The sequence below is a fragment of the Hydrogenophaga sp. IBVHS1 genome (genome assembly GCF_002127265.1).
Classification (GTDB): domain Bacteria; phylum Pseudomonadota; class Gammaproteobacteria; order Burkholderiales; family Burkholderiaceae_C; genus Hydrogenophaga.
Map to the genome: position 1 here is coordinate 1,880,356 of NZ_NFUU01000001.1, position 24,833 is coordinate 1,905,188.

At 63.3% G+C, this 24,833-nt stretch carries 28 protein-coding genes; 18 read left to right on the forward strand and 10 right to left on the reverse strand.

Annotated elements, in window-relative coordinates; all coding sequences use genetic code 11:
* Position 1: 1 nt before the first annotated feature.
* Positions 2–775 (reverse strand): SDR family NAD(P)-dependent oxidoreductase, encoded by a 774-nt coding sequence (locus CAP37_RS08915; RefSeq protein WP_086123842.1) that lies wholly within the window; start codon positions 773–775, stop codon positions 2–4.
* A 173-nt stretch (positions 776–948) separates the two neighbouring features.
* Between CAP37_RS08915 and CAP37_RS08920 the strand changes: the two genes are divergently transcribed.
* From CAP37_RS08920 to CAP37_RS08950, 7 genes are all read left to right on the forward strand, one after another.
* Complete coding sequence (locus tag CAP37_RS08920; protein ID WP_086123843.1) at positions 949–2,118, forward strand: thiolase domain-containing protein; 1,170 nt, start codon at positions 949–951, stop codon at positions 2,116–2,118.
* 5 nt (positions 2,119–2,123) lie between these two features.
* Complete coding sequence (locus CAP37_RS08925) at positions 2,124–2,525, forward strand: Zn-ribbon domain-containing OB-fold protein (RefSeq protein WP_086124899.1); 402 nt, start codon at positions 2,124–2,126, stop codon at positions 2,523–2,525.
* 65 nt (positions 2,526–2,590) lie between these two features.
* The gene (locus CAP37_RS08930; protein WP_086123844.1) at positions 2,591–3,370 is read left to right on the forward strand and encodes a FadR/GntR family transcriptional regulator; all 780 of its coding nucleotides are present in this window, start codon (positions 2,591–2,593) and stop codon (positions 3,368–3,370) included.
* On the forward strand, positions 3,367–3,705 hold the full coding sequence (locus tag CAP37_RS08935) for a VanZ family protein (RefSeq protein ID WP_256926920.1): 339 nt from the start codon (positions 3,367–3,369) through the stop codon (positions 3,703–3,705). Before CAP37_RS08930 ends, CAP37_RS08935 begins: the two co-directional genes overlap by 4 nt.
* Before the next feature lie 30 nt (positions 3,706–3,735).
* Entirely contained in the window at positions 3,736–4,506 is a 771-nt protein-coding gene (aat, locus tag CAP37_RS08940; protein WP_086123845.1) for a leucyl/phenylalanyl-tRNA--protein transferase, read from the forward strand.
* On the forward strand, positions 4,503–5,240 hold the full coding sequence (locus tag CAP37_RS08945; RefSeq protein ID WP_086123846.1) for an arginyltransferase: 738 nt from the start codon (positions 4,503–4,505) through the stop codon (positions 5,238–5,240). The genes aat and CAP37_RS08945 overlap by 4 nt, the downstream gene beginning before the upstream one ends.
* Positions 5,241–5,317: 77 nt before the next feature.
* On the forward strand, positions 5,318–6,121 hold the full coding sequence (locus CAP37_RS08950) for an IclR family transcriptional regulator (protein WP_086123847.1): 804 nt from the start codon (positions 5,318–5,320) through the stop codon (positions 6,119–6,121).
* 21 nt (positions 6,122–6,142) lie between these two features.
* Here the strand turns inward: CAP37_RS08950 and CAP37_RS08955 are convergent, their stop codons facing one another.
* The 6 genes from CAP37_RS08955 to CAP37_RS08980 form a co-directional block, all read right to left on the reverse strand.
* On the reverse strand, positions 6,143–7,279 hold the full coding sequence (locus CAP37_RS08955) for a serine hydrolase (RefSeq protein WP_086123848.1): 1,137 nt from the start codon (positions 7,277–7,279) through the stop codon (positions 6,143–6,145).
* Between the two features lie 219 nt (positions 7,280–7,498).
* On the reverse strand, positions 7,499–9,040 hold the full coding sequence (locus CAP37_RS08960) for a 2-isopropylmalate synthase (RefSeq protein WP_086123849.1): 1,542 nt from the start codon (positions 9,038–9,040) through the stop codon (positions 7,499–7,501).
* Between the two features lie 246 nt (positions 9,041–9,286).
* Positions 9,287–10,096: a CDP-diacylglycerol--serine O-phosphatidyltransferase gene (gene pssA, locus CAP37_RS08965; RefSeq protein ID WP_086123850.1), complete on the reverse strand. Its 810-nt coding sequence runs from the start codon at positions 10,094–10,096 to the stop codon at positions 9,287–9,289.
* 131 nt (positions 10,097–10,227) lie between these two features.
* Positions 10,228–11,244, reverse strand: coding sequence for a ketol-acid reductoisomerase (ilvC, locus tag CAP37_RS08970; protein ID WP_086123221.1), 1,017 nt, complete (start codon positions 11,242–11,244; stop codon positions 10,228–10,230).
* A 55-nt stretch (positions 11,245–11,299) separates the two neighbouring features.
* Complete coding sequence (gene ilvN / locus CAP37_RS08975; RefSeq protein WP_086123851.1) at positions 11,300–11,791, reverse strand: acetolactate synthase small subunit; 492 nt, start codon at positions 11,789–11,791, stop codon at positions 11,300–11,302.
* Positions 11,792–11,902: 111 nt separating this feature from the next.
* The gene (locus CAP37_RS08980) at positions 11,903–13,678 is read right to left on the reverse strand and encodes an acetolactate synthase 3 catalytic subunit (RefSeq protein WP_086123852.1); all 1,776 of its coding nucleotides are present in this window, start codon (positions 13,676–13,678) and stop codon (positions 11,903–11,905) included.
* A 244-nt stretch (positions 13,679–13,922) separates the two neighbouring features.
* On the opposite strand from CAP37_RS08980, the gene CAP37_RS08985 reads away from it, so the two are divergent.
* From CAP37_RS08985 to CAP37_RS08995, 3 genes are read left to right on the forward strand one after another with little or no spacing between them, the layout of a single operon-like run.
* Positions 13,923–14,474 carry an RDD family protein gene (locus CAP37_RS08985; RefSeq protein WP_179190171.1) on the forward strand — a complete coding sequence of 184 codons (552 nt, stop codon included), beginning with the start codon at positions 13,923–13,925 and terminating at the stop codon, positions 14,472–14,474.
* Complete coding sequence (locus CAP37_RS08990) at positions 14,471–14,878, forward strand: diacylglycerol kinase (RefSeq protein WP_086123854.1); 408 nt, start codon at positions 14,471–14,473, stop codon at positions 14,876–14,878. Before CAP37_RS08985 ends, CAP37_RS08990 begins: the two co-directional genes overlap by 4 nt.
* An 8-nt stretch (positions 14,879–14,886) precedes the next feature.
* Complete coding sequence (locus CAP37_RS08995; RefSeq protein WP_086124901.1) at positions 14,887–15,474, forward strand: TIGR00730 family Rossman fold protein; 588 nt, start codon at positions 14,887–14,889, stop codon at positions 15,472–15,474.
* A gap of 3 nt (positions 15,475–15,477) precedes the next feature.
* Here the strand turns inward: CAP37_RS08995 and CAP37_RS09000 are convergent, their stop codons facing one another.
* Positions 15,478–15,816, reverse strand: a complete 339-nt coding sequence (locus CAP37_RS09000; protein ID WP_056274681.1) for a P-II family nitrogen regulator — start codon at positions 15,814–15,816, stop codon at positions 15,478–15,480.
* A gap of 97 nt (positions 15,817–15,913) precedes the next feature.
* Here CAP37_RS09000 and CAP37_RS09005 point away from each other — a divergent pair, with 97 nt between their 5' ends.
* Positions 15,914–16,924: an asparaginase gene (locus tag CAP37_RS09005; protein ID WP_086123855.1), complete on the forward strand. Its 1,011-nt coding sequence runs from the start codon at positions 15,914–15,916 to the stop codon at positions 16,922–16,924.
* Here CAP37_RS09005 and CAP37_RS09010 read toward each other — a convergent pair.
* Entirely contained in the window at positions 16,921–18,615 is a 1,695-nt protein-coding gene (locus tag CAP37_RS09010; RefSeq protein WP_086123856.1) for an NAD+ synthase, read from the reverse strand. The genes CAP37_RS09005 and CAP37_RS09010 overlap by 4 nt on opposite strands.
* A gap of 56 nt (positions 18,616–18,671) precedes the next feature.
* Here CAP37_RS09010 and CAP37_RS09015 point away from each other — a divergent pair, with 56 nt between their 5' ends.
* Genes CAP37_RS09015 through CAP37_RS21705 form a run of 6 tightly spaced genes read left to right on the forward strand, consistent with a single transcriptional unit; the run spans position 18,672 to position 21,907 of the window.
* A complete protein-coding gene (locus CAP37_RS09015; protein WP_086123857.1) occupies positions 18,672–19,853 on the forward strand; it encodes a GNAT family N-acetyltransferase in 1,182 nt (393 codons plus the stop codon).
* A 4-nt stretch (positions 19,854–19,857) separates the two neighbouring features.
* Positions 19,858–20,184, forward strand: coding sequence for a hypothetical protein (locus tag CAP37_RS09020; RefSeq protein WP_086123858.1), 327 nt, complete (start codon positions 19,858–19,860; stop codon positions 20,182–20,184).
* 2 nt (positions 20,185–20,186) lie between these two features.
* Entirely contained in the window at positions 20,187–20,615 is a 429-nt protein-coding gene (locus tag CAP37_RS09025; protein WP_086123859.1) for a polymer-forming cytoskeletal protein, read from the forward strand.
* 28 nt (positions 20,616–20,643) lie between these two features.
* On the forward strand, positions 20,644–21,165 hold the full coding sequence (locus CAP37_RS09030) for a polymer-forming cytoskeletal protein (RefSeq protein WP_086123860.1): 522 nt from the start codon (positions 20,644–20,646) through the stop codon (positions 21,163–21,165).
* Between the two features lie 9 nt (positions 21,166–21,174).
* Positions 21,175–21,498: a hypothetical protein gene (locus tag CAP37_RS21700; protein ID WP_179190172.1), complete on the forward strand. Its 324-nt coding sequence runs from the start codon at positions 21,175–21,177 to the stop codon at positions 21,496–21,498.
* 4 nt (positions 21,499–21,502) lie between these two features.
* The gene (locus tag CAP37_RS21705) at positions 21,503–21,907 is read left to right on the forward strand and encodes a polymer-forming cytoskeletal protein (protein WP_179190173.1); all 405 of its coding nucleotides are present in this window, start codon (positions 21,503–21,505) and stop codon (positions 21,905–21,907) included.
* Between the two features lie 4 nt (positions 21,908–21,911).
* Here CAP37_RS21705 and ppa read toward each other — a convergent pair whose 3' ends face one another.
* Entirely contained in the window at positions 21,912–22,451 is a 540-nt protein-coding gene (gene ppa, locus CAP37_RS09040; protein WP_086123862.1) for an inorganic diphosphatase, read from the reverse strand.
* Positions 22,452–22,760: 309 nt separating this feature from the next.
* On the opposite strand from ppa, the gene CAP37_RS09045 reads away from it, so the two are divergent.
* Positions 22,761–24,824 carry a sodium-translocating pyrophosphatase gene (locus CAP37_RS09045; RefSeq protein WP_086123863.1) on the forward strand — a complete coding sequence of 688 codons (2,064 nt, stop codon included), beginning with the start codon at positions 22,761–22,763 and terminating at the stop codon, positions 24,822–24,824.
* Positions 24,825–24,833 lie beyond the last annotated feature (9 nt).

Genomic DNA, 24,833 nt, shown 5'->3' on the forward strand with positions numbered 1-24,833 from the left:
CTCAGACGCTGATGTGAAAACCACCATTGACTCCGAGGTGCTGACCCGTGATGTAGGAAGACCCATCGGACAGCAGGAAGCAGACCGACTTCACCACCTCGTCTGGCGTCGACCAGCGACCCAGGGGAATCTGGGCGAGCATCTTGTCCCGGAATTTCTCACCCCGCACCACCTCGGTCATGGGTGTTTCCACCACGCCGAAGCAGATGGAGTTGGTGCGGATGTTGTAGCGGCCCCATTCCTTGGCGGCCGTCATGGTCACGCCGAACATGCCGGACTTCGCCGCGGCGTAGTTGACCTGGCCAATCGAGCCTTTGCGTCCCGCATCGGAAGAAATGTTGACGATGGAGCCGCCAGAGGTGTCTCCCGCTTTCGCCCGCTGGATCATGTGGCGGCCGACGGCCTGCAGCCAGTAGAAGGTGCCGCTGAGGTGCACATCAATCACGTCGTGCCACTCCTTTAGCGTCATCTTCTCGATCATGGCGGGGCGGATGATCCCGGCGTTGTTCACCAGGCCGTGCACGGCGCCAAAGCGCTCGACCGCATCGGCCACTGCGCGGGTGGCGAGTTCGGGGTCGGCCACGCTGCCCACCACGGCGAGCACGCGGTCGGCCGGCAGAGCGTCCACCACGGCCTTGAGGCCTTCTGCATTGAGGTCCACCGCCACGGCGTTGCCACCAAGGTCGATCACCCATTCCACGATGGCCTTGCCAATGCCCTGGGCTGCGCCCGTCACCACCACGGTGCGGCCTTGCAGCGAAACGATCTGCGTCATGTCTGTTCTTTCCTGTTGAAAAAAGTGGGTTCAAAACCCCGTTGCAAATTTTGATTAGTTTTAAGGTCTGACCAATGGTAGCATTGGTTTGCTCGGTCGCTGAACGCGGGAAATCCCTAGGTGAGCGGGCCACTCCAACCAGATTCACCACAAGGAAAGGCAACGCATCAGCTATGACGATCAAGAACAAGGCGTGCATCGCGGGGGCCTGGGAGCACCCCACCCGAAAGGCGCCAGACAAGACCACGCCGCAACTGCACGCGGAATGCGCGCGCGGCGCCCTGGCCGATGCCGGCCTGACGCTGGCGGACGTGGATGGCTATTTCTGCGCGGGTGATGCGCCCGGCCTCGGCGCACTCAGCATGGCCGACTACCTGGGTCTGAAGCTGCGCCACACCGACACCACAGACACCGGCGGCTCTGCGCCGCTGATTCACGTGGCCCACGCCGCGCAAGCCATCGCGGCTGGCAAATGCAATGTGGCCCTGATCACGCTGGCGGGCAGACCGCGCAGCGAAGTGAGTGGTGTGGGCGTGCAACCCCGCAACGTGACGCCCGCCACGCCGGACGTGGCTTTCGAGATGCCCTATGGCCCGATCACGGTGAACATGTACGCGCTCGCCGCGGCGCGCCACATGCACGAGTACGGCACCACCAGCGAACAGCTCGCCTGGATCAAGGTGGCAGCTTCCACCCATGCCCAATACAACCCGCACGCCATGCTGCGCGATGTCGTGACCGTGGAAGACGTGATCAACTCCCCCATGATCTCGGACCCACTGCGCAAGCTGGACTGCTGCGTGGTGAGTGATGGCGGCGGCGCCTTGCTGATCGTGCGCCCGGAAATCGCGCGATCACTCAAGCGCCCGGTGGTGAACATCATGGGCGCGGGCGAGACCATCAAGGGCCAGTCGGCTGGCCAGGTGGACCTCACCTACTCAGGCGCAGCCGTCTCCGGGCCCATCGCGTTCGCTGAAGCCGGCATCAAGCCGTCGGACATCCAGTACGCATCGATCTACGACAGCTTCACCATCACCGTGCTGATGCAGCTGGAAGACCTGGGCTTCTGCAAAAAAGGCGAAGGCGGCCGCTTCGTGATGGACGGCAACCTGATATCAGGGGTAGGCAAGCTGCCGTTCAACACCGACGGCGGTGGTCTGTGCAACAACCATCCCGCCAACCGCGGCGGCATCACCAAAGTCATCGAAGCCGTTCGACAGTTGCGCGGCGAAGCACACCCCAAGGTGCAGGTGCCTGATTGCCGACTCGCTCTTGCGCAGGGCACCGGCGGCCTGCTCGGCTCGAGGCACGGTAGTGCCACCTTGATCATGGAAAGGGAGTGAAAAGCATGAGCACGATGTACCAGGAACGTCCGGTCGGCAACCTGATCATGGACGCCGCCACAGAGCCCTACTGGACTGCCGCGAAAGCGGGCGTCCTCAAGATCAAGCGCTGCACGGGCTGCAGCAAGGTCCACTTCTACCCTCGCGCCCTGTGCCCGTACTGCCTGTCAGACACCGAGTGGATCGACGCCAGCGGACTCGGCACGATCTACAGCGTCACGGTCACGCGGCGGGCGGGCCCCGTTGCGTATGCCCTGGCCTACGTGACGCTGGATGAAGGCGTTTCGATGCTCGCCAACATCGTCGACTGCGACCTCGACACCCTGCGCATCGGCGACCGGGTGAAGGTGTGCTTCAAACCGGCAGACGGCGAGAACCGTGTGCCGATGTTCACGCCCATCGGGTAGGCGCACCGAGGCGCCGTGTGGGCTGTGCGATCATCAGCGCCAGACCACGACAGCACCTTCCCCCCATGCGCAGAACCAGCTCACCGACACCGGCCACCGTCACCGACGCGCCACCTGCAGACCCCGAAATTCTGGAGAGTCTGGGGCTTCGGGAGGTGCGCAGCCAGCGCGGTTTCGAGGCGGTCTGCGACCAGATTCGACAGCAGGTCTTCCGGGGCGAGTTGCGTCCCGGTGATCGGCTGCCTGGCGAGCGAGAACTGGCCGAGCAGCTGGCGGTGAGCCGCAGTGTGGTTCGCGAGGCGATTCGCAGCCTGGAGTCCATGGGCGTGGTGGAATCTCGCATGGGAGCGCACGGGGGCATCTACATCCGCACCAGCACACCCCATGGCATCACGCAGGCCATGAGCGACATGGTGGCCCTGGCGCAAATGCCCATCGCGGTGGTGACCGAGACGCGGATCGAACTCACCTGCATGGCCATCCGCCTGGCCTGCGAGCGTGCCACCGAAGCCGAACTCGATGCGATCGAGGCAGACATTGAATACCACGCGGAGCTCTTTCGCAAAGGACAGGGTTCGCGCAACGCCCGATCGCTGCACCGCTTCTATCACCTGCTGGCGGTGGCCACGCACAACGACCTGACGGTGATGCTGGTCGACGCAGTGTCCGAAGTGATGCGCATGATCCTGCTGCGTATTGATCCCCAGCCCCACCCTGACATGGTGGCCGTGCGCAGGAAGGTGCTTCGGTACCTGCGGGCGCGCGATGCGGTGGGGGCCAGCGAGGCGATGCGCGTGCACCTGCACCACCTCACGGCCTACCTGGAAGCGGAGAGCAAGGCATGATCCGCGCGCTTTTCTGGCTAAGCCTGGTCGGGATCACCATTGCATCGCTGGTGCCGGTGGCCATGCTTCCACCCCAGAGTTTCGACGTCTGGGACAAAGCCCAGCACGCCTGCGCCTTTGCCTGGTTGGCCTTGCTCGGCCTGCTCTCCTATCCGGCGCACCTGCCTCGCGTTGCCGTGGGGTTGCTGTTGTTTGGCGGTGGGATCGAGCTCGCCCAGACCGCCACCGGATGGCGTTTCGGCGAGTGGGCCGACCTGGCGGCAGACTTTCTCGGCATCACCATGGGTACCACCGTCTGGCTGCTTGTGCGCCGCCACAGGGCAACCCGCACTTGAAGCGTCCGGGCCGCCGCGCACAATAGCGGCATGACCCAGACCCCACCCACCCGTGCCCTGCCCTGGCTGGAGCCCGGCCAGGCCTTTCCGCCGGTGGAAAGCGCCTGGGGCAGCAGCGATCCGGCGCCCGGCCTGCTGGCGGCGGGGGGCGTGCTGGACGTGCCCACACTGGTGGCGGCGTACTCGCGTGGGATCTTTCCCTGGTACAGCGCCGGCCAACCCATTCTTTGGTGGAGCACCGACCCGCGCATGGTGCTGGAAACAAGCGCGTTCCGATTGCACCGGTCGCTTCGTAAAACGGTTCAGCAGTACCTGCGCGAAGGCCGCCTGGAGATCCGCTTCGACCACGATTTCGAGCGCGTCATTCGCGCCTGCGCCCACACCCCGCGCCAGGACCAGACCGGCACGTGGATCCTGCCCGCCATGGTCGAGGCCTACGTGCGCCTGCACGATGCAGGCATGGCACACAGCGTGGAGACCTGGCTGGACGGTGAGCTCGCGGGAGGCCTCTATTGCATCAACCTGGGCAACATGGTGTACGGGGAATCCATGTTCAGCCGGAGGAGCAATGCCTCGAAGATGGCCCTGGCAGCCCTGGTTGCCTTCTGCCGCGCCCATGAGCTGCCTCTGATCGACTGCCAGCAGGACACCTCTCACCTAGCCTCTCTGGGCGGGCGGTTGATGCCGCGCAATGCCTTCTGCGCCCACGTGCGTACGGCCTTGCTGCAACCCGCGCCACGCTGGGAATTCGAGCCCGTATACTGGCAGCAACTTCTCTTCGAAGATGGTCGTAGAGCGTGACCCACCTCAAAGAACTTCCGCTTCAGGCGCTGCAGTTTTACGCGACGGCTCCCTACCCGTGCAGCTACCTGCCCGACCGCCAGGCCCGTTCGCAGGTCGCGACGCCCAGCCATCTCATCCACAACGACGCCTACTCGGATCTCGTCACGCACGGATTCCGGCGCAGTGGCATGTTCACGTACCGCCCCTACTGCGATGGTTGTCAGGCCTGCGTGCCCCTGCGTGTTCCGGTGGCGCAATTCAAGCCCAACCGCAGCCAGCGGCGCACCCAGTCGCTGCACGGCCATTTGCAAACCCGCGTGCTCAAACTGTGCTTCATTCCTGAGCACTACCAGCTGTACCTGCGCTACCAGAACAGCCGGCACGCTGGCGGGGGCATGGACCACGACAGCATTGATCAATACACCCAGTTCCTTCTGCAAAGCCGCGTCAACTCCCGCCTTGTCGAATTCCACGAACCGGCCAACGGAGACGTGCCGGCAAAGCTGAAGATGGTGTCCATTGTCGACGTGCTCAACGACGGACTGTCGGCCGTCTACACCTTCTACGAGCCCGACGAGAAAGCCAGCTACGGCACCTACTCCGTGCTCTGGCAGATCGCCCAGGCCCGCGCGCTCGACCTGCCCCACGTCTACCTGGGTTACTGGATCGGCCAGAGCAGCAAGATGAACTACAAGGCGGGCTTTCACCCTCACGAACTTCTGCTGGATGGGCGCTGGCTTCCCGCCGATTGAAATGCCCCACCCGGTTTACACACCGTTTCGCGGGCGCAGATTTCATCTTGTAAAATCGCGGCCAACCCACCGCTACCATGACCAAACGCTCTGAAAACCTGGCCAGCACGCCCACCGTTCAGGTGATTGAACGCCTGTTCAACCTGCTCGAGGTGCTTGCCTCGCGCGAGGATCCGGTTTCGCTCAAGGAAATCAGCGAGAAGACCGGGCTGCACCCTTCCACCGCGCACCGCATCCTCAACGACCTGACCATTGGCCGTTTCGTGGACCGCCCCGAAGCGGGCAGCTACCGGCTCGGCATGCGGCTGCTCGAACTGGGCAACCTGGTGAAAGCGCGATTGAGTGTCCGTGACGCGGCACTGCTGCCCATGCGCGAGCTCCACAAGCTCATCCAGCAGCCGGTCAACCTGAGCGTACGCCAGGGCGACGAGATCGTTTATGTGGAGCGCGCGTACAGCGAACGCTCCGGCATGCAGGTGGTGCGCGCCATCGGCGGCCGCGCTCCGCTGCACCTGACCTCAGTGGGCAAGCTGTTCCTGGCTGACGACGAACCACCGCGCGTGCGCGCCTACGCCACCCGCACAGGTCTGGCCGGCAACACGCGCAACAGCCTTACCCAGCTCCCTACGCTGGAGCGTGAACTCGCGCAGTGCCGCCAAGCCGGCCTGGCACGCGACAACGAAGAACTGGAGCTGGGAGTGCGTTGCATGGCCGCAGGCATCTACGACGACCAGAGCAAGCTGGTGGCAGGCCTGTCGATTTCAGCACCTGCGGATCGGATCGATGAGAACTGGGTGCCCAAACTAAGGGCGACTGCCGCCGAGATCTCCGCCGCTCTCGGCTGCCCCAAAGTGCCCTTGCCAGTTGCTGCGGCGCGCTGAAAGCGCCCGTACCGCGGGCGTTCAGCCTTGCGGCTGCTGCCGGGCCAACGGCTGCGTGGTGCCCGTCTGGACTTCCACCCAACGGCGCACACGCTCGGCGTCCTGCATGCGGCTTACCTTGCCGGCGGAGTCCAGGAACACCATGATCAGCTGACGCCCGGCCACCTTGGCCTGCATCACGAGACAACGGCCGGCTTCCGAGATGTAGCCCGTCTTCTGCAGTCCGATGTCCCAATCCGGGTTCTTGATCAGCCGGTTGGAATTGTTGTAGTGAAGCGTGCGACGGCCGAGGTCGACCTCGTAGCCGGGTGAGGTGGAGAGGCTGCGGAGAATCGGGCGCTGGTAGGCCACCGACACCAGCGTCGCCAGATCTCGGGCGCTGGACTGGTTGAGGCTGGACAGGCCCGTAGGCTCCACATAGCGCGTGTCGGCCATGCCAAGCGAAGCGGCTTTCTGGTTCATCAACCGCACAAATTCCTGCAGCCCACCGGGATGGGCGCGCCCCAGGGCGTGCGCCGCACGGTTCTCGCTCGACATCAGAGCAAGGTGCATCAATTCACCCCGGCTGAGCGTGGTGCCCACGGCCAGACGCGAACGGCTGCCCTTGAAGGTGTCGATGTCGTCGGCGGTGATGGTGATCATCTCGTTCATGTCGAGCGCGGCGTCGGCCACCACCAGACCCGTCATGAGTTTGGTGAGAGAGGCAATCGGCAGGACTGCCGAATCGTTCTTGCTGAACAGGACTTCGTTGGTCTGCTGGTCAATCACCAGCGCCACACTGGAGTTGAGTTCGAGCGCATCGTCGTTGTCCCGCAGGCCCAGCGCCTCACCCATTGAAGGACGGTGCACGATCGCGGCGCGAAGCACATTGGAACGCGCGGCCGGTTTCTGTTTGACGGAAATCTTGTGCAGGGAGGTGGTCCGGCCACCGGCCATCTGCACCTTCACTCGAGTGTTGCGTGCGCTGACCGCCTTCAGGGTTTTGCGCACAGGTGCTTTGGCAACTTTCGTCTGTGATTTCTTCACTGCCACGGTCTTGCGCCGGGTCGATTTTTGCGCAGTGGCGGTTTTCTTGGCCTTGGCGACCTTGGATGCACTGGTGGCAGCCTGGGTGACTGTGGGCGCGGCCAGCAGCGTCAGGCCGGCGGCCAGGGTCATTCCCCAGAGGATTTTTTGAAACCGAACCAGACCCATGACTTTTACTCCACTCCAGCTAGATGCACCACGCTGGAGCGGAGTATAGACAGGAAGAAAAAAACTAGCAATATCAAATGCTTGTAAAGTCTTTCTCAATGATCGGTAGAACAAATGGTACTTTTGGCATCATTTCTTTCGATCAAGAAGCAGAAATCCTTAAGTATTTGATTTGAAAGGACTTTATCCCTGCGCAGCGACGCGGTCCGCTTTGCTGTGCAATTTGTTCAGCGCGCTCAGGTAGGCCTTGGCTGAAGCCACAACGATGTCGGGGTCGGCGCCGACGCCATTGACCACCCGGCCTCCGTGCTGCAAACGAACGGTCACCTCGCCCTGGCTCTCGGTAGAACCACTTGTGATGGCATTGACCGAATACAGCACCAGTTCTGCGCCACTCTTGACGTGGTTTTCGATCGCCTTCAAAGAGGCATCCACCGGGCCATTGCCGTCGCTTTCACCCTGAATTTCATGGCCGTCGACCGTGAACACGACGTTGGCGTGGGGGCGCTCACCGGTTTCACTGCGTTGCTTCAGCGAGACCAGTCCGTACTGCTCCTTTTCGGCGGTCACGCTTTCATCACTGCACAGCGCCAGGATGTCCTCATCGAAGATCTCGCTCTTGCGGTCAGCGAGTTCCTTGAACGCAGCGAATGCAGTGTTGATCTCGCTTTCGGACTCCATCTCGATGCCCAGGTCGTTCAGGCGCTGCTTGAAAGCATTGCGTCCGCTGAGTTTGCCCAGCACGATCTTGTTGGCGCTCCAGCCCACGTCTTCGGCTCGCATGATCTCGTAGGTGTCGCGCGCCTTGAGCACGCCGTCCTGGTGAATACCGCTGGCGTGCGCAAAGGCGTTGGCGCCCACCACAGCCTTGTTCGGCTGCACCACAAAGCCGGTGGTCTGGCTCACCATGCGGCTGGCCGGCACGATCTGCGTGGTGTCCACGCCCACGTCGAGGCCGAAATAATCCCGCCGCGTGCGCACCGCCATCACGATCTCTTCGAGCGAGCAGTTGCCCGCGCGCTCGCCAAGGCCGTTGATCGTGCACTCCACCTGGCGCGCGCCGCCGATCTTCACGCCCGCCAGCGAATTCGCCACCGCCATGCCCAGATCGTTGTGGCAATGCACCGACCAGATGGCCTTGTCAGAGTTGGGCACACGCTCGCGCAAGCTGCGGATGAACTCGCCATAGAGTTCGGGAATGGCGTAGCCCACCGTATCGGGAATGTTGAGCGTGGTTGCGCCTTCCTTGATGACCGCCTCGAGCACGCGACAGAGATAGTCCGGGTCACTGCGGTAACCGTCTTCGGGGCTGAATTCGACGTCTTCAACCAGGTTGCGCGCGAAGCGCACCGACTGAATCGCCTGCTCCATCACCTGCTCGGGCGTCATGCGCAGCTTCTTTTCCATGTGCAGGGCACTGGTGGCAATGAAGGTGTGAATGCGGGCGCGCTGCGCACCCTTGAGTGCTTCTGCGGCACGGCCAATGTCCCGGTCGTTGGCTCGCGCCAGAGAACAGACAACGGAGTCCTTGATGGTGTTGGCGATGGCTTGCACGCAATCAAAGTCGCCATTGGAGCTGGCGGCGAAACCGGCCTCGATCACGTCCACTTTCAGGCGCTCCAGCTGGCGCGCGATACGCAGCTTTTCGTCCTTGGTCATGGAGGCGCCGGGCGACTGCTCGCCATCTCGCAGGGTGGTGTCAAAAATGATCAGTTTGTCGCTCATCTCAATGCTCCGGTGTGTCGCCTTGTGGGCGGCTCTTAGATAAACCTGCAGTTCCAAAACAAAACGGCCCGCTGCAGGTGCAAACGGGCCGTTGTGTGGGAAATCGCTCGCGCGTTACCAGACCTGCCCGTGTCGGACACCCAGTAGTAGCGAGATCGAAATCGTGAACATGGTCGGGAATGTAGCACAAAGGCGCGTAGGCGCCGATAAGGAAATACCAGACGACTGCCGCGACGAAGCGCGAGCTCAGTCGTGCAGGCCGCGCTCGTCAGGCTCGTCGGTCGAAGTGCTGATCACGCTGGTGGGGCGGCCCTTGGACTTTCTCCAGGCATACAGCGCGTAACCCGAGAGGCCATAGATCACGAAAAGACCGAAGAGCACAGTGGGCGGGTGGATGTTGATAACCGCAATGCCCAGCGCCACCAGCACGATGGCCGCAAACGGCACGCTCTTCCTGAGGCTCAGGTCCTTGAAGCTGTAGAACGGCACGTTGGTGACCATCGTCAGGCCGGTGTAGAGCGTGAGGGCAAACATGAACCAGGTCACGTCCTTCGCCGGAATTTCCAGCTCGGTCATGAGCCAGATGAAGCCGGCCACCAATGCAGCGGCGGCGGGAGATGGCAACCCCTGGAAGAAGCGCTTGTCGACCACCGCCGTATTGACGTTGAAACGGGCCAGGCGCAGGGCCGCGCAAGCGCAATAGACGAATGCGGCGATCCAGCCCCAGCGTCCGATGTCGCGCAGCGTCCATTCGTAGGCAATCAGCGCAGGCGCGGCGCCGAACGAAACCATGTCGGAGAGCGAGTCCATCTGTTCGCCAAATGCGCTCTGCGTGTTGGTCAGGCGGGCCACCCGTCCGTCGAGGCTGTCGAGGACCATGGCCACGAAGATGCCCACAGTGGCCAGGTCGTAGCGATCGTTCATGGCCATCACCACCGAGTAGAAGCCGCCGAACAAGGCTGCCAGCGTGATCATGTTGGGCACCATGTAGATGCCCTTGGGACGCCGGGGACGCTCCTCGCTGGGTGTCATGTGGGATTCTGTACCGTCGTGCATGAGCGTCTCTTTGTTGGCTATGAGGCCTGGAGCCCCCAAACGTCGCAGTGTAAGGCAGTGAGCGAAATGAAAAAGGCCACCGAAGTGGCCTTTGAAAAAGACTCCACACAAGGGCGGAGCACAGGGTGCGGTCAGTTCCGCGTCTGGTCGACCAGCTTGTTCTTGGCGATCCACGGCATCATGGCGCGCAGCTGCGCACCCACCACCTCGATGCTGTGCTCGGCCGTGTTGCGCCGCCGTGCCGTCATGCTCGGGTAGTTGGTGCGCCCCTCGGCGATGAACATCTTGGCGTACTCGCCGTTCTGGATGCGCTTCAAGGCGTTGCGCATGGCCGCGCGCGACTCCTCGTTGATCACCTCCGGCCCGGTCACGTACTCGCCGTACTCCGCGTTGTTCGAGATCGAGTAGTTCATGTTGGCAATGCCGCCTTCGTAGATCAGGTCCACGATCAGCTTCAGCTCGTGCAGGCACTCGAAATACGCCATCTCGGGCGCGTAGCCCGCTTCCACCAGCGTCTCGTAGCCCATCTTGATGAGTTCGACCGCGCCGCCACACAGCACGGCCTGCTCGCCGAACAGGTCGGTCTCGGTTTCTTCCTTGAAGTTGGTCTCGATGATGCCGGCTTTGCCGCCACCGTTGGCCATGGCGTAGCTCAGCGCCAGATCGCGCGCCTTGCCGCTCTTGTCCTGGTGCACCGCCACCAGGTGGGGCACGCCGCCACCCTGGGTGTAGGTGTTGCGCACGGTGTGGCCCGGGGCCTTGGGGGCCACCATCCACACGTCCAGATCGGCGCGCGGGATCACCTGGTTGTAGTGCACGTTGAAGCCGTGGGCGAAGGCCAGTGAGCCGCCCTGCTTGATGTGGGGTTCGACGTTGTTCTTGTAGACCTCGGCGATCTGTTCGTCGGGCAGCAGGATCATGACGACGTCGGCGGACTTCACGGCATCGTTGACTTCAAGCACGTTCAGGCCGGCCTTGCCGACCTTGTCCCAGGAAGCACCGCCCTTGCGCAAGCCAACCACAACCTTCACGCCGCTGTCGTTGAGGTTCTGCGCGTGCGCGTGGCCCTGGCTGCCGTAGCCAATGATGGCAACCGTCTTGCCCTTGATCAGGGAGAGGTCGCAGTCTTTGTCGTAGAAAACTTTCATGAGGTTGCTCCAGTTGAAATGTGTTTTAGGGTTGAAATGAGTCGCGTGGATTTTCTTACACGCGAAGAATGCGTTCGCCGCGACCAATGCCACTGGCACCGGTGCGCACGGTTTCGAGAATGGCGCCGCGGTCGATCGCCTCAAGGAAGGCGTCGTTCTTGGACTGGTCACCGGTGAGCTCGATGGTGTAGCTCTTTTCGGTCACGTCGATGATGCGTCCACGGAAGATGTCGGCCATGCGCTTCATCTCCTCTCGCTCCTTCCCCACCGCACGCACCTTCACCATCATGAGCTCGCGCTCGGTGTAGGAGCCTTCGGTGAGGTCGACCACCTTGACCACTTCAATCAGGCGGTTGAGGTGCTTGGTGATCTGTTCGATGACGTCGTCGGAACCCGTGGTCTGGATCGTCATGCGCGAGAGGCTGGGGTCCTCGGTGGGCGCCACGGTCAGCGACTCGATGTTGTAGCCCCGGGCCGAGAACAGGCCCACCACGCGGGACAGGGCTCCGGGTTCGTTTTCAAGCAGGACAGCGATGATGTGTTTCATATGAGATTCCTCTTTTCGCCGCCCTCCCCTGCGCACGGTAATGCGCAGGCTCGGCGGACAATAGATTCGTCCAGGGGATGAAGCAGCGGGGACCCGCTGCTTCGCGGTGGTTCAGAGGTCTTCGGATCCGAGCAGCATTTCAGTGATGCCCTTGCCGGCCTTGACCATGGGGAACACGTTCTCCGTCGGATCGGTGCGGAAGTCCATGAACACGGTGCGGTCCTTGAGCTTGCGCGCCTCGCGAAGGGCGGGTTCCACGTCCTGCGGACGCTCGATCAACATGCCCACATGGCCATAGGCCTCGGCGAGTTTCACGAAATTCGGCAGGGCATCCATGTAGCTGTGGCTGTACCGGCCTTCGTAGTCAATCTCCTGCCATTGACGCACCATGCCGAGGTAGCGGTTGTTCAGCGCCACGATCTTGATCGGGGTGTTGTACTGCAGGCAGGTGGACAGCTCCTGAATGCACATCTGCACCGAACCTTCGCCAGTCACGCAAAACACTTCACTGTCGGGTTTGGCCAGCTTGATGCCCATGGCGTAGGGGATGCCCACGCCCATGGTGCCCAGACCACCCGAATTGATCCAGCGACGGGGTTCATCGAACCGGTAGTACTGGGCCGCCCACATCTGGTGCTGACCTACGTCGGACGTGATGTAGGTATCGGCGTCCTTTGTCATGTTCCAGAGCGTCTCCACCACGTACTGCGGCTTGATCACATCCTGGTTGCCACGGTCGTATTTCAGGCAGTCCTTCGAGCGCCAGGTCTCGATCGTCTCCCACCACGATGCCAGCGCCTTGCCGTCGGGCTTGATGGCGCTTTCACGCACCATGTTGATGAGTTCGGTCAGCACGTCCTTGACGTCACCCACGATCGGCACGTCCACCTTCACGCGCTTGGAGATGCTCGACGGGTCGATGTCGACGTGGATGATCTTGCGTTCGTTCTGGGCGAAATGCTTGGGGTTACCGATCACGCGGTCGTCGAATCGCGCACCCACGGCCAGCAGCACATCGCAGTTCTGCATGGCGTTGTTGGCTTCAATCGTGCCGTGCATGCCCAGCATGCCCAGGAACTTGCGGTCCGATGCCGGGTAGGCGCCCAGGCCCATGAGCGTGTTGGTGACCGGGTAGCCCAGCATGTCGACCAGGGTGCGCAACTCGTTGGTGGCATTGCCGAGCAGCACGCCGCCACCGGTGTAGATGTAGGGCCGCTTGGCCGTCAACAGCAGCTGCAATGCCTTGCGGATCTGCCCGCCATGGCCTTTGCGAACCGGGTTGTAGGAGCGCATCTCCACCGACTCCGGGTAGCCGTGGTACGGCACCTTGTTGAAAGACACGTCCTTGGGAATGTCCACCACCACCGGGCCGGGCCGGCCACTGCGGGCAATGTGGAAGGCCTTCTTCATCACCATCGCCATGTCACGCGCGTCCTTCACCAGGAAGTTGTGCTTGACGATGGGGCGTGTGATGCCGACGGTGTCGCATTCCTGGAAGGCGTCCAGACCGATCGCGGCCGTGGGCACCTGGCCGGTGATGATCACCATGGGGATGCTGTCCATGTAGGCCGTGGCGATGCCAGTGACGGCATTGGTCACGCCGGGGCCTGAGGTAACGAGTGCCACGCCCACATCGCCAGTGGCTCGCGCATAGCCGTCAGCCGCGTGCACGGCGGCCTGCTCGTGACGCACCAGCACATGCTGGATGGTGTCCTGCTTGTAGAACGCGTCGTAAATGTGGAGGACCGCGCCACCCGGGTAACCCCAGATGTACTTCACACCTTCAGCCTGAAGGGCCTTGATGAGAATTTCTGCGCCGCGGAGTTCCTGACTGCCCGCACCGTTGGCGGCGGCAGCCGAGGCCAGTTCGGCCTTGCTGATTTCCATGATGAACCTTTCGAGAATTTCTCTGACGAAAAACCTTGGGTGCCTCTAGACCAAATCTTGTGGAATGGTTTCGAGACTTGAGACCAGTGGCCATGAGCGGACACATACTCCGCCGAACCCTGATCCGTTTGCCTGATTGAATGCAACGCGCATTATCGCACTGCAACATCCAGCACCGGCCGGCCGGCCGCGAAATTTTCTGATCTGGAACACGGTGAGGGTGCCGATGCGACAATTCCCCGACATGAGCGCGACGACCGACACCTCCCCACACGCCCCTTTGACCGCACCCTCCCTGCGCCGCCGCATGGCCTGCTGGCTCTACGAGGGCATGCTCATGTTCGGCGTGGTTTTCATTGCGGGCTATCTGTTTTCCACCCTCACCCAGACGCGCAACGCCCTGGACAATCGGCACGCCCAGCAGGCGTTCCTGTTCGTGGTGTTCGGCATCTACTTCACCTGGTTCTGGGCCAAGGGACAGACCCTGGCCATGAAGACCTGGCACATTCGAGTGGTCGACCGGCAGGGTCGGGCGCTCAGTCAGCCCCGGGCCCTGTTGCGCTATGTGCTGTCGTGGCTCTGGCTGTTGCCTGCGCTGGCGCTCTCGGCGGCGTTGAAGACCTCCGGGCCGGAACTCGCCCTGCTGCTGGTCGGCTGGATCCTGGTGTGGGCCCTGCTCTCGCGGTTCCACCCCGAACGCCAGTTCGTTCATGACGCGCTGGCCGGCACCCGTCTGATCCACCAGGCGCCCGCACCTCGCGCACGGCCTGAAAACAAGCCCGCCTCCGCGCCATGACGACGAACGCCGACCGCGAGCCCACCAACGCGCAGAAGCAGCGCAGCGGCTTATCGCGCGTGTGGCATGCGTTTGGCTATTCCATGGCCGGCCTGCGCGCCGGCTGGGGCGAAACGGCGTTCCGACAGGAGGCCCTGGCCGCGATCGTGCTGGTACCCGCCGCTTTCTGGGTGGGCCAGACCTGGGTGGAAACGGCCTTGCTGGCCGGCTCCGTCGTGTGGGTGATGGTGGTGGAGTTGCTCAACACCGGCATTGAAACCGCCATCGACCGCATCGGGCCGGAGTGGCACGATCTCTCCAAGCGCGCCAAGGATATGGGCAGCGCCGCCGTGCTCCTTAGCCTGCTGGCCTGCGCCGGCATCTGGCTGGCAGGCTTGTGGTCTCGCTGGGGCAGCCTGCTCTGACTTTCATCATGACCCAACCCAACTTTTCACTGTGCGTGTACTGCGGCTCCCGTCCCGGCAACGAGCCGGCTTTCGCTGAAGCAGCGCAAAGAGTGGGCGAATGGATCGGTTGCCGTGGGGGACAACTCGTCTACGGCGGCGGCCGCAATGGGCTGATGGGCATCGTTGCCGAAGCCACGCTGGCCGCAGGTGGGCGTGTGGTGGGCATCATTCCCAAGGCGTTGGTGGAAAAAGAATGGGCTCACCAGGGCTGCACCGAGCTGCATGTGGTCGACACCATGCACGAGCGCAAGCGCCTCATGGCCGACCGTGCCGACGCCTTTCTGGCGCTGCCGGGCGGTATCGGCACATTCGAGGAATTTTTTGAAGTCTGGACCTGGCGCCAGCTGGGTTACCACGACAAGCCAGTGGGCCTGCTCAACGTGGCGGGCTACTACGATGGGCTGATGGCGTTCATGCGCACCGGCGTCGAACAGCAATTCATGAACCACTGGCAGATGGACCTGATTCGCGTCGGCAGCGATATCGCCACCTTGCTCCCGGAACTGGTGCAAGCCGCCGGCATGGCGCCGGAAGCCCGCATCGAGGCCATTTGAGGCTCAGACGGCGGTTTCGTCCTCTTCCCCCGTGCGGATGCGCACAACCCGTTCTACCGAGGTCACGAAAATCTTGCCGTCACCGATCTTGCCGGTGCGGGCGGCCCGGATGATCGCGTCCACACAGCGCTCCACGTCCACGGTCTTGACCACCACCTCCACTTTGACCTTGGGCAGGAAGTCCACCACGTACTCGGCCCCGCGGTAGAGCTCCGTGTGGCCCTTCTGCCGCCCGAAGCCCTTGACTTCGGTCACGGTCAGGCCGGTCACCCCTTGCTCGGCCAGCGCCTCGCGCACCTCTTCCAGCTTGAACGGTTTGATGACGGCGGTGATCTGCTTCATGGGTTGTCTCCAGGGCGATGCGAGGTTTGGCTTTTCATTATGCCCAAGGCCTCCTCGCCGTTCGTACACTCGGACATTGCCGCTTCCAGACCCTCGCATGCCGACTTCCCTACCAGCCCACGTGCCGATCACCGTCGCATTTCGCGGCAGTCACCCGGAAAACATTCACCATGGTTCGCTGGCCGTGGTGAACGCGCAGGGGAAACTGCTGGCCAGCGTGGGCGATGTGCAGGCCCCCCTGTTCACGCGCTCAGCACTCAAGCCTTTCCAGGCCATGCCACTGATCGCTCGCGAAGCCGGCGGCCTGAATCTGGAGGATGCAGACGTGGCGTTGCTGTGCGCCAGTCACAGTGGCGAACCGATGCATGTAGAACGCGCCGCGTCGCTGCTGGCGCGCATCGGTGCAAGCGAATCGACTCTGGCCTGCGGCACGCATGTACCCTTCTTTTTCGGTGCTACTGGCGCCACACCCGAGCCAGGCGCGCGCTTCACCCGGCTGCACCACAACTGCTCCGGCAAGCACACCGGCATGCTGCTGCTGGCCGATTCGCTGGGGGCTCCGCTGGCGGACTACCTCGAAGCTTCGCACCCCGTGCAGCAGGAAATCTCCCGCAGCGTCTCCCATTTCACCGGCATACCAGAGGACCAGCTGGTGCGGGGCATCGATGGCTGCAGCGCTCCCAACTACGCCGTCCCGCTGCATGCGCTTGCGCATGCCTTTGCAAGGCTCACGCTCACCGAGCCGGACTCTATGTATGGAACAGCGCCAATGCGAATTGCCCGCGCCATGAGCAGGCACCCGGAGCTGGTGAGCGGCCAGGGACGCAACGACCTGACCCTGATGCGCGCCGGGCGCGGCGACTGGGTCAGCAAGGTGGGCGCCGACGGCGTGCAGGCCCTTGCCAGCTTCAGCCGTGGGATCGGCATTGCTGCCAAAGTGAGTGACGGGCAGCTGGCCCCACTCATGGTGGCGTTGGTTTCTGCGCTTGAGCAACTGGGCTGGCTTGACGACGAGAGCCGCGCTGCGCTCGCCAGCCTGATACCGCCACCGCTGAAGAACGCTGCCGGCATCGAGGTCGGCGAGATGCGCGCCGTGCTGAATCTTTAAGCGCGGTACTTGCTGGTAATCGGGTAGCGCCAATCCTTGCCAAAGCTGCGGTGCGTGACGCGAATGCCCACCGGCGCCTGACGGCGTTTGTACTCGTTGATGCGGATCAGGCGCACGACCTTGTCCACGTCTGCACGATCGAATCCCGCCGCCACGATGCTCTCCGGGCTCTGGTCGTTCTCCATATAACGCTCGATGATGGCGTCGAGCACCGGGTACTCGGGCAGGCTGTCCTGGTCCTTCTGGTCGGGCCGCAGTTCGGCGCTGGGTGGGCGCGTGATGATGCGCTCGGGGATGGGGTTGGCGCCAGTGCCGTAGGGGTCATGCGCATTGCGCCAGCGAGCCAGCTTGAACACCATGGTCTTGGCCACGTCCTTGATGACCGCAAAACCGCCTGCCATGTCACCGTAGAGCGTGCAGTAGCCGGTGGCCATCTCGCTCTTGTTGCCCGTGGTGAGCACGATGCTGCCAAATTTGTTGGACAGCGCCATGAGCAGCGTGCCGCGGATGCGGGCCTGCAGGTTTTCTTCGGTGGTGTCCTCGGGCAGACCGGCGAACTCCTGCGCGAGACTGGACTTGAAGGCCTCGAACTGCGGAGCGATGGCGATCTCGTCGTAGCGCACGCCCATGCGCTCGGCCATGTCGCGCGCATCGATCCACGAAATATCGGCCGTGTAGGGCGAAGGCATCATCACGGTGCGCACCCGGTCCTTGCCCAGCGCATCCACCGCAATGGCCAGCACCAGTGCCGAATCGATGCCGCCTGAGAGGCCCAGGATGGCGCCTGGAAAGCCGTTCTTGCCCAGATAGTCGCGCACGCCCAGCACGAGGGCATGCCAGAGATCGGCCTCCGGGCTGTGGGCGCGGTCGGTGTCGGCGGTGATGCGCCAGCCCGATGCCTCCCGGGCAAAAGCCACATCAAACGCGGTCTCTTCAAAACTTACCGCGCGCCCAGCCAGGTCGCCACCAGCGTCGAGCACAAAGCTGCGCCCCTCGAACACGATCTCGTCCTGCCCACCCACCAGGTGCGCATACACCATGGGCAAGCCGGTGGCTCGCACGCGCGAGCTCATGGTGGACTCTCGCTCGCCACCCTTGCCGGCGTGGAAGGGTGAAGCGTTGATGACAATGAGCAGTTCAGCGCCCGCCGCCTTGCACTCGGCGGCAGGGGCGTCGAACCAGGCGTCTTCGCAGATCAGCAGGCCAGCCCGCACGGCTTCACCGTCATCGCCCTTCACATCGAACACGCAAGCAGCGTGTCCCGGCACGAAGTAGCGCCGCTCATCGAACACTTGATAGTTGGGCAGCTCGCGCTTGGCGTAGGTGTGGGTGACGACACCCTCAAATACCACGCTGGCTGCGTTGTGCAAATGGGCCACCGAAACGCTGCGTTCGCGCCGTTGCCCGCCGGGCTGCTGCTGCCGCGCAGGATGTCCCACCACGATGTGCAGGCCTTTGAGGCTGGCCGTTTCGCGGGCCACCGTTTTGAGGGCATCATCACAGGCATCGACGAATGCCGGGCGCAGGAAAAGGTCCTCGGCAGCGTAGCCGCAGATGGCGAGTTCGGGCGTCAGCAGCAGGCGAACGCCACGCGCATGTGCCTGATGGGCCGCATCGATGATTTTCCGGGCGTTGCCCGCCATGTCGCCCACCACAAAGTTGAGCTGGGCCACGCAAATGGAGAGAGTCATGGGGTCTGGAAATCTGGCTGGACGTGCCGCGAAAGCGCGGCGGATGGGGACGTTGCTTGACTGAAAACGATTATGTCACCCGGGTTTTCTCATCGCCGCAGGACATCGCTCCTGATCAGTGGAACGCCCTGCTGGCGCTGGAGCCCGATCCCAGCCCTTTTATGCGTCACGAATACCTGGCGGCGCTGCACCAGAGTGGTTGCGCGCGCGAGCCTGCGGGATGGCAGCCTCGCTTCGTCACGCTGTGGCGTGGCGATCAACTGCACGCGGCCTGTCCGATGTACCTGAAGAACCATTCGTATGGCGAGTACGTGTTTGACTGGGCCTGGGCCAACGCGTACGCACAACATGGGCTGGACTACTACCCCAAGGCTCTGGTGGCGGTGCCGTTCACGCCAGTGCCGGGTGCGCGCTTGCTGGCTCGCGACGGCAATGCACGCAGCGCTCTGGTGGGAGCGCTCGTGAAGCATGTGAAACAGGAACAACTCTCTTCGTTGCATCTGCTCTTCACCCAGCCTCAGGACGTCGCGGCGGCGGAAGAAGCCGGGCTCCTGCTTCGCCACACCGTGCAGTTCCATTGGACGAATGAGCATCCCGCCGGCGGTGTGTACCAGGACTTTGAACACTTCCTCGCCAGCTTGCAGCAGGAGAAGCGGAAGAAGATCCGCCAGGAGCGGCGCAAGGTAGCTGATGCGGGCGTGAATTTTCGCTGGTCGCGCGGGCTCGATATCTCGTCAAACGACTGGGATTTCTTCTACCGTTGTTACGAGCGCACCTACCTTGAGCATGGCAACGCGCCCTACCTCAACCGCGATTTCTTTCATCGCATGGCGCGCTTCATGCCCGAAAACTGGCTGCTGTTCATTGCCGAACGCCAGCGCCTGCCCATGGCCTGCAGCCTGATCGGCATCGACCCGGAGCGCCGGGTCGCCTACGGGCGCTACTGGGGCGCCATGGAGCGGGTGGACTGCCTGCATTTCGACGCCTGTTACTACCAGCCGCTGGCCTGGTGCATTCAGCAGGGCTACGTGCGATTCGAGGGCGGCGCCCAGGGCGAGCACAAAATGGCCCGCGCCTTGCTTCCGGTGGCCACCACCAGCGCCCACTGGCTCGCCCATCCGTCGTTTGCGCAAGCAGTGGAACGCTTCCTGGAGCGTGAAGGCCAAGGCATCGATCAGTACATGGAACACCTGGCGCTGCGCAACCCGATCAAGCGCGACCCTGCTTCTATAAACTAGGCCGATGGACGACACGGACGCCTTCTTCACGCAGACCATCGTGGGACCACCCGTCTCGGTGTTGCTGGGTCGCCAGCAGGGCCCCGAGCGCCTGGCAGCCCAGGGCCTCGACGTCGATTTCTCCACCGGCGATTCAAAGCTGAGCGTGCTCTGGCAGGAGTGGGTGCTGCTCGGGCATGGCGCGTCGACGTCAGGCCGCCCTCGCCAGCGCCCCGGCGACTGGCGTCGCCGCCTGGAGCGCCATGCTTTGTGGATCGCTCTTTTCGGTCTTTTGTGCTTGCTGGCCTCGGCCGCATTCTGGGTCGCCAGCGCTCTACCCGAAGTAGCCTAACCATGGAACCGACCCCGCTGCAAGACACCCTCACCATCGATCCGATCGCGATGTACGTGATCAATCGGGTGGCCGCGGGCAGTTTGCTCAGCGGCGAGCTTGAATTCGAGGGTGGCTTGCTGGTGCAAGGCGCCATTGCCGGCAACATTCGGGTGCGCGGCCGCCTCATCATCTGGACCGGTGGCGTGGTGCGCGGGCGCGTGCAGGTGGATGGCGACTTCTATCTGTTCGGACAGCTCGGCGCCAACGGCGGCGGCCCGAATGACACGAGCCTGGAATGCCAAGGCGCCGCCTATGTGTCCAAGACTGGCGTTTCCACCGGCACCTTGCTGGCGCGCCGCCTGCAACTCTATGAAGGCGCGAGCTTGCAAGGCCCGTTCAAGACGCTCAAACTCGGCGGCAACAATCCGGTTCTGAAAGACCGCGCCTGATCCCACCCTGCACCCATCACCGCCACCTATGAACGACTCCTATCAGGCTCCCGATTTCGACCCCACCGCCACGGCGTACCCGCCCAGCTTGCCGACGCCCTATGGGCAGTCCATGCAGGTTCAGTTCGGCAATGCCCTCCCCTCCACGGGGAATGGAAGTCCGCCCCAGATGAAACCGGTGGTGCTGACCGACGCCATCGAAGGCCTGCCCTCCCGCAGCATGGTCGCCGAGGGCATGCACTTCACGGGCAATGCACAGTTGCGCGGACCCTGCAGCATTGCGGGCGTGGTCGAGGGAAACCTCGCTCAGGCGCCGGGCTCCGAGGCGGCAGTGGTGGTCACCGAGACTGGGCATGTGAAGGGCGACATCTCGGCCGTGAAGATCTCCGTGATGGGGCAGACTGACGGCATCCTGGACGCCGGACAGGGCGAGGTGTCCCTGCACGACACCGCCCGCGTGCAGGGCATCATTCGATACGGCCGCATCCAGGTCAACGGCGCCGACCTCAATGCCACATTGGAACGCGCCTTGCCGCCAGGCCAGCTGTGAATCCGCACCGTGCCGTTCGACCCCTCGGATTCCAGCGCCGCGCGTCCCGATGCCGAGGCGCTTCGCCAAGCGTCGTTGCGAGCCAGCTGGGCGCGCGATCGCCGAGTCGGCCGGCGGCGTGTGGCCTTGCGCTGGCTCGTGTGGGCCTTCTGGCGCTACGGCCTGCCCCTGCTGCTCGTGCTGGTCGTGGCCGCATCGGTGGCCACGTGGATCCGAAGTGCCGCCCAGGCCAGCCAGCGCGCCCCGCGCTTTACCGTCCTGCCCGCACCGCCCGCACCGGGCAACACGCCGCCAGCATCCACCGAATCCACCCCGGCCCGTCAGGAGCCCTGAAACCATGAATCCCCAACCGACTCCCTCGCGCCTCGTGCCCGGCGAACGCCTCAATGCCATCACCAGCCTGATTGCTGAAGGTTCGGCATTCGAAGGCCATTTTCAGTCGGCGCGGGATCAGGGCATCAAGGTGGACGGCCACCTGAGCGGCAACATCAGTTTCGAGACCGGGGGCACGCTGCATGTGGGTGCCACGGGTGTGATCGAGAACACCCGCCTCGAAGCGGACTACGTGTTCATCGAGGGAAAGGTGACCGGCACCGTGATCGCGCGCAAGGCGCTGGAGATCACCGGTTCGGCCACCCTGATCGGCGACGCCAGTTATGACGAGCTGATCGACATGCACCCGCGTGCCCGGGTGCGCGGCAAGATCGAGTTCCGTGGCGATCTGGGGACCGCCGCCGGTTGATGGCTCAGGCCTTCTGCGCGCGTTCGTAGTTGGCGAGGCCGTCCAGGATTTCCTGGTGCGCGGCATCCTTGCCTTCCCATCCCAGAACCTTCACCCATTTGCCGGGCTCCAGATCCTTGTAGTGCTCGAAGAAGTGCTGGATGGTGTTGAGCCGCATCGGATTGAGGTCTTCCGGTTTCTGCCACTGGGTGTAGATGGAGAGCACCTTGTCGATCGGCACCGCCAGCACCTTGCCGTCCTCGCCCGCTTCGTCCTGCATCTTCAAGATGCCGATGGCGCGGCACGGCACCACCACACCCGGAATCAGAGGCACCGGGGTAATCACCAGTACATCCACCGGATCGCCATCGCCGGAGATCGTCTTGGGCACATAGCCGTAGTTGGTCGGGTAGTGCATGGCGGTGCTCATGAAGCGGTCCACGAAGATCGCTCCGGTTTCCTTGTCCACCTCGTATTTGATGGGATCGGCGTTCATCGGGATTTCGATGATCACGTTGAAGGATTCAGGAACGTTCTTGCCGGCAGTGACGTTGTCGAGGGACATGTTCGAGTGGAGGTTGGTTGAAAACGGTAGCGCGCCACCCGCGCGGATGGACGCCTGGCAGCCGGAACGTCGCGCAAAGCGAGCCGACTGCCTAGGATTTACCCTGATTTTACTGATTCCAGGCTGACTTCAAGCCGCGCCAAGCGTGCATTTCGGCCGATTGGGGCTAAATTCGACGCGTTGGCCAATCGCCCTGTTTGCCCGCTGCTCACGCAGCGCAACCGGCAGCGAGGAAGCAACGCAGCGGGGGCAGCCCCGGAGGCGTTGCCCCCTCCAAGTCGAACAGTTGAAACAAGCAGGAGTCTTTTCATGGTTGGACAAAGTGCGCTGATATTCGCGCTGGCCTGCGGGCTGGTGGCCGTCATCTACGGGTTCTGGTCTCGCAGCTGGATCCTCGCTCAGGACCCGGGCAATGCCCGCATGCAGGAAATTGCCGGCGCCATCCAGACCGGCGCCGCGGCCTACCTGGCCCGGCAGTACAAAACCATCGCCATCGTGGGCGTGGTCATCACACTTCTCATCGGCTTCTTCCTCGGTACCACCACCGCCATCGGCTTCGTGCTGGGTGCGGTGCTCTCGGGTGCTTGTGGCTTCATTGGCATGAACATCTCTGTGCGAGCCAACGTGCGCACCGCGCAAGCGGCCACCAAGGGCATCGGCCCAGCACTGGACGTGGCCTTCCGCGGTGGCGCCATCACCGGCATGCTGGTGGTGGGCCTGGGCCTGCTGGGCGTGGCGGGATTCTTCTGGTTCCTGGTGGGCAACGGCAACCTCACGCCCGACAAGAACCTGGCCAACCTGCTCAACCCGCTGATCGGCTTCGCCTTTGGCTCATCGCTCATTTCCATCTTCGCGCGGCTGGGCGGCGGCATTTTCACCAAAGGCGCTGATGTGGGCGCAGACTTGGTGGGCAAGGTGGAAGCCGGCATTCCTGAAGACGACCCGCGCAATCCGGCGGTGATCGCCGACAACGTGGGCGACAACGTCGGCGACTGCGCCGGCATGGCCGCCGACCTGTTTGAAACCTACGCGGTCACGCTGATCGCCACCATGGTGCTCGGCGCCCTGATGGTGGCTGCAGCGCCCATGCAGGCCGTGCTCTATCCGCTGGTGCTGGGTGGCGTGTCCATCCTGGCGTCCATCGTCGGCTGCTTCTTCGTGAAAGCCAGCCCCGGCATGAAGAACGTGATGCCTGCGCTCTACAAGGGTCTGGCCATCGCCGGCGTGCTCTCGCTGATCGCGTTCTGGTTCGTCACCGCGTGGATCATGCCGGACAACGCCATCACCGCCACCGGCAGCCAGCTTCGCCTGTTCGGCGCCTGCGCCGTCGGTCTGGTGCTCACCGCTGTGCTGGTCTGGATCACGGAGTTCTACACCGGCACGCAGTACTCGCCGGTCAAGCACATCGCGCAGGCGTCCACCACCGGGCACGGCACCAACATCATCGCTGGCCTGGGCGTTTCCATGCGCTCCACGGCCTGGCCCGTGCTGTTCGTCTGTGTTGCCATCGTCTGCTCTTACCAGCTCGCTGGCCTTTATGGCATCGCCACCGCCGCCACCGCCATGCTCAGCATGGCGGGCATCGTGGTTGCGCTGGACGCCTACGGCCCCATCACCGACAACGCTGGTGGCATTGCCGAAATGGCCGAACTGCCGAGCAGCGTGCGCGACGTGACCGACCCGCTGGATGCCGTGGGCAACACGACCAAGGCCGTAACCAAAGGCTATGCCATCGGCTCTGCAGGCCTGGCCGCGCTGGTGCTGTTTGCCGACTACACCCACAAGCTCGAAACCTACGGCCATCAGGTGCGGTTCGACCTGAGCGACCCGATGGTGATCATCGGCCTTTTCATCGGCGGCATGATCCCTTACCTGTTCGGCGCCATGGCCATGGAAGCCGTTGGCCGCGCCGCCGGCTCGGTGGTGGTGGAAGTTCGCCGTCAGTTCAAGGAGATCCCCGGCATCATGGAAGGCACGGCCAAGCCGGAATACGGCAAGGCGGTCGACATGCTGACCACGGCCGCCATCAAGGAGATGGTGATTCCCTCGTTGCTGCCGGTGGTGGTCCCGATTCTCGTCGGTGTGTTCCTTGGCCCCAAGGCGCTGGGCGGCCTGCTGATGGGCACCATCGTCACTGGCCTGTTTGTCGCCATTTCCATGTGTACCGGCGGCGGCGCCTGGGACAACGCGAAGAAGTACATCGAAGACGGCCACCACGGCGGCAAGGGCAGCGAAGCCCACAAAGCGGCCGTCACCGGTGACACCGTGGGTGACCCTTACAAGGACACGGCTGGCCCTGCGGTCAACCCCTTGATCAAGATCATCAACATCGTGGCCCTTCTGATCGTGCCTTTGCTGCCGTTGGCCGCCTGATCGATCTAC

What these genes read in the sequence shown, in the direction of transcription:
- CAP37_RS09020 (WP_086123858.1), top strand. Translation starts at nt 19,858, where the DNA reads ATGGACGACACGGACGCCTTCTTCACGCAGACCATCGTGGGACCACCC.
- CAP37_RS08930 (WP_086123844.1), top strand. Translation starts at nt 2,591, where the DNA reads ATGCGCAGAACCAGCTCACCGACACCGGCCACCGTCACCGACGCGCCA.
- CAP37_RS08950 (WP_086123847.1), top strand. Translation starts at nt 5,318, where the DNA reads ATGACCAAACGCTCTGAAAACCTGGCCAGCACGCCCACCGTTCAGGTG.
- CAP37_RS09045 (WP_086123863.1), top strand. Translation starts at nt 22,761, where the DNA reads ATGGTTGGACAAAGTGCGCTGATATTCGCGCTGGCCTGCGGGCTGGTG.
- CAP37_RS09005 (WP_086123855.1), top strand. Translation starts at nt 15,914, where the DNA reads ATGCCGACTTCCCTACCAGCCCACGTGCCGATCACCGTCGCATTTCGC.
- CAP37_RS09030 (WP_086123860.1), top strand. Translation starts at nt 20,644, where the DNA reads ATGAACGACTCCTATCAGGCTCCCGATTTCGACCCCACCGCCACGGCG.
- aat (WP_086123845.1), top strand. Translation starts at nt 3,736, where the DNA reads ATGACCCAGACCCCACCCACCCGTGCCCTGCCCTGGCTGGAGCCCGGC.
- CAP37_RS09000 (WP_056274681.1), bottom strand. Translation starts at nt 15,816, where the DNA reads ATGAAGCAGATCACCGCCGTCATCAAACCGTTCAAGCTGGAAGAGGTG.
- CAP37_RS08955 (WP_086123848.1), bottom strand. Translation starts at nt 7,279, where the DNA reads ATGACCCTGGCCGCCGGCCTGACGCTGCTGGCCGCGCCCACAGTCACC.
- CAP37_RS08985 (WP_179190171.1), top strand. Translation starts at nt 13,923, where the DNA reads ATGAGCGCGACGACCGACACCTCCCCACACGCCCCTTTGACCGCACCC.
- CAP37_RS08915 (WP_086123842.1), bottom strand. Translation starts at nt 775, where the DNA reads ATGACGCAGATCGTTTCGCTGCAAGGCCGCACCGTGGTGGTGACGGGC.
- CAP37_RS09010 (WP_086123856.1), bottom strand. Translation starts at nt 18,615, where the DNA reads ATGACTCTCTCCATTTGCGTGGCCCAGCTCAACTTTGTGGTGGGCGAC.
- CAP37_RS08995 (WP_086124901.1), top strand. Translation starts at nt 14,887, where the DNA reads ATGACCCAACCCAACTTTTCACTGTGCGTGTACTGCGGCTCCCGTCCC.
- ilvC (WP_086123221.1), bottom strand. Translation starts at nt 11,244, where the DNA reads ATGAAAGTTTTCTACGACAAAGACTGCGACCTCTCCCTGATCAAGGGC.
- CAP37_RS08980 (WP_086123852.1), bottom strand. Translation starts at nt 13,678, where the DNA reads ATGGAAATCAGCAAGGCCGAACTGGCCTCGGCTGCCGCCGCCAACGGT.
- ppa (WP_086123862.1), bottom strand. Translation starts at nt 22,451, where the DNA reads ATGTCCCTCGACAACGTCACTGCCGGCAAGAACGTTCCTGAATCCTTC.
- ilvN (WP_086123851.1), bottom strand. Translation starts at nt 11,791, where the DNA reads ATGAAACACATCATCGCTGTCCTGCTTGAAAACGAACCCGGAGCCCTG.
- CAP37_RS08990 (WP_086123854.1), top strand. Translation starts at nt 14,471, where the DNA reads ATGACGACGAACGCCGACCGCGAGCCCACCAACGCGCAGAAGCAGCGC.
- CAP37_RS08960 (WP_086123849.1), bottom strand. Translation starts at nt 9,040, where the DNA reads ATGAGCGACAAACTGATCATTTTTGACACCACCCTGCGAGATGGCGAG.
- pssA (WP_086123850.1), bottom strand. Translation starts at nt 10,096, where the DNA reads ATGCACGACGGTACAGAATCCCACATGACACCCAGCGAGGAGCGTCCC.
- CAP37_RS21705 (WP_179190173.1), top strand. Translation starts at nt 21,503, where the DNA reads ATGAATCCCCAACCGACTCCCTCGCGCCTCGTGCCCGGCGAACGCCTC.
- CAP37_RS08925 (WP_086124899.1), top strand. Translation starts at nt 2,124, where the DNA reads ATGAGCACGATGTACCAGGAACGTCCGGTCGGCAACCTGATCATGGAC.
- CAP37_RS08935 (WP_256926920.1), top strand. Translation starts at nt 3,367, where the DNA reads ATGATCCGCGCGCTTTTCTGGCTAAGCCTGGTCGGGATCACCATTGCA.
- CAP37_RS08920 (WP_086123843.1), top strand. Translation starts at nt 949, where the DNA reads ATGACGATCAAGAACAAGGCGTGCATCGCGGGGGCCTGGGAGCACCCC.
- CAP37_RS09025 (WP_086123859.1), top strand. Translation starts at nt 20,187, where the DNA reads ATGGAACCGACCCCGCTGCAAGACACCCTCACCATCGATCCGATCGCG.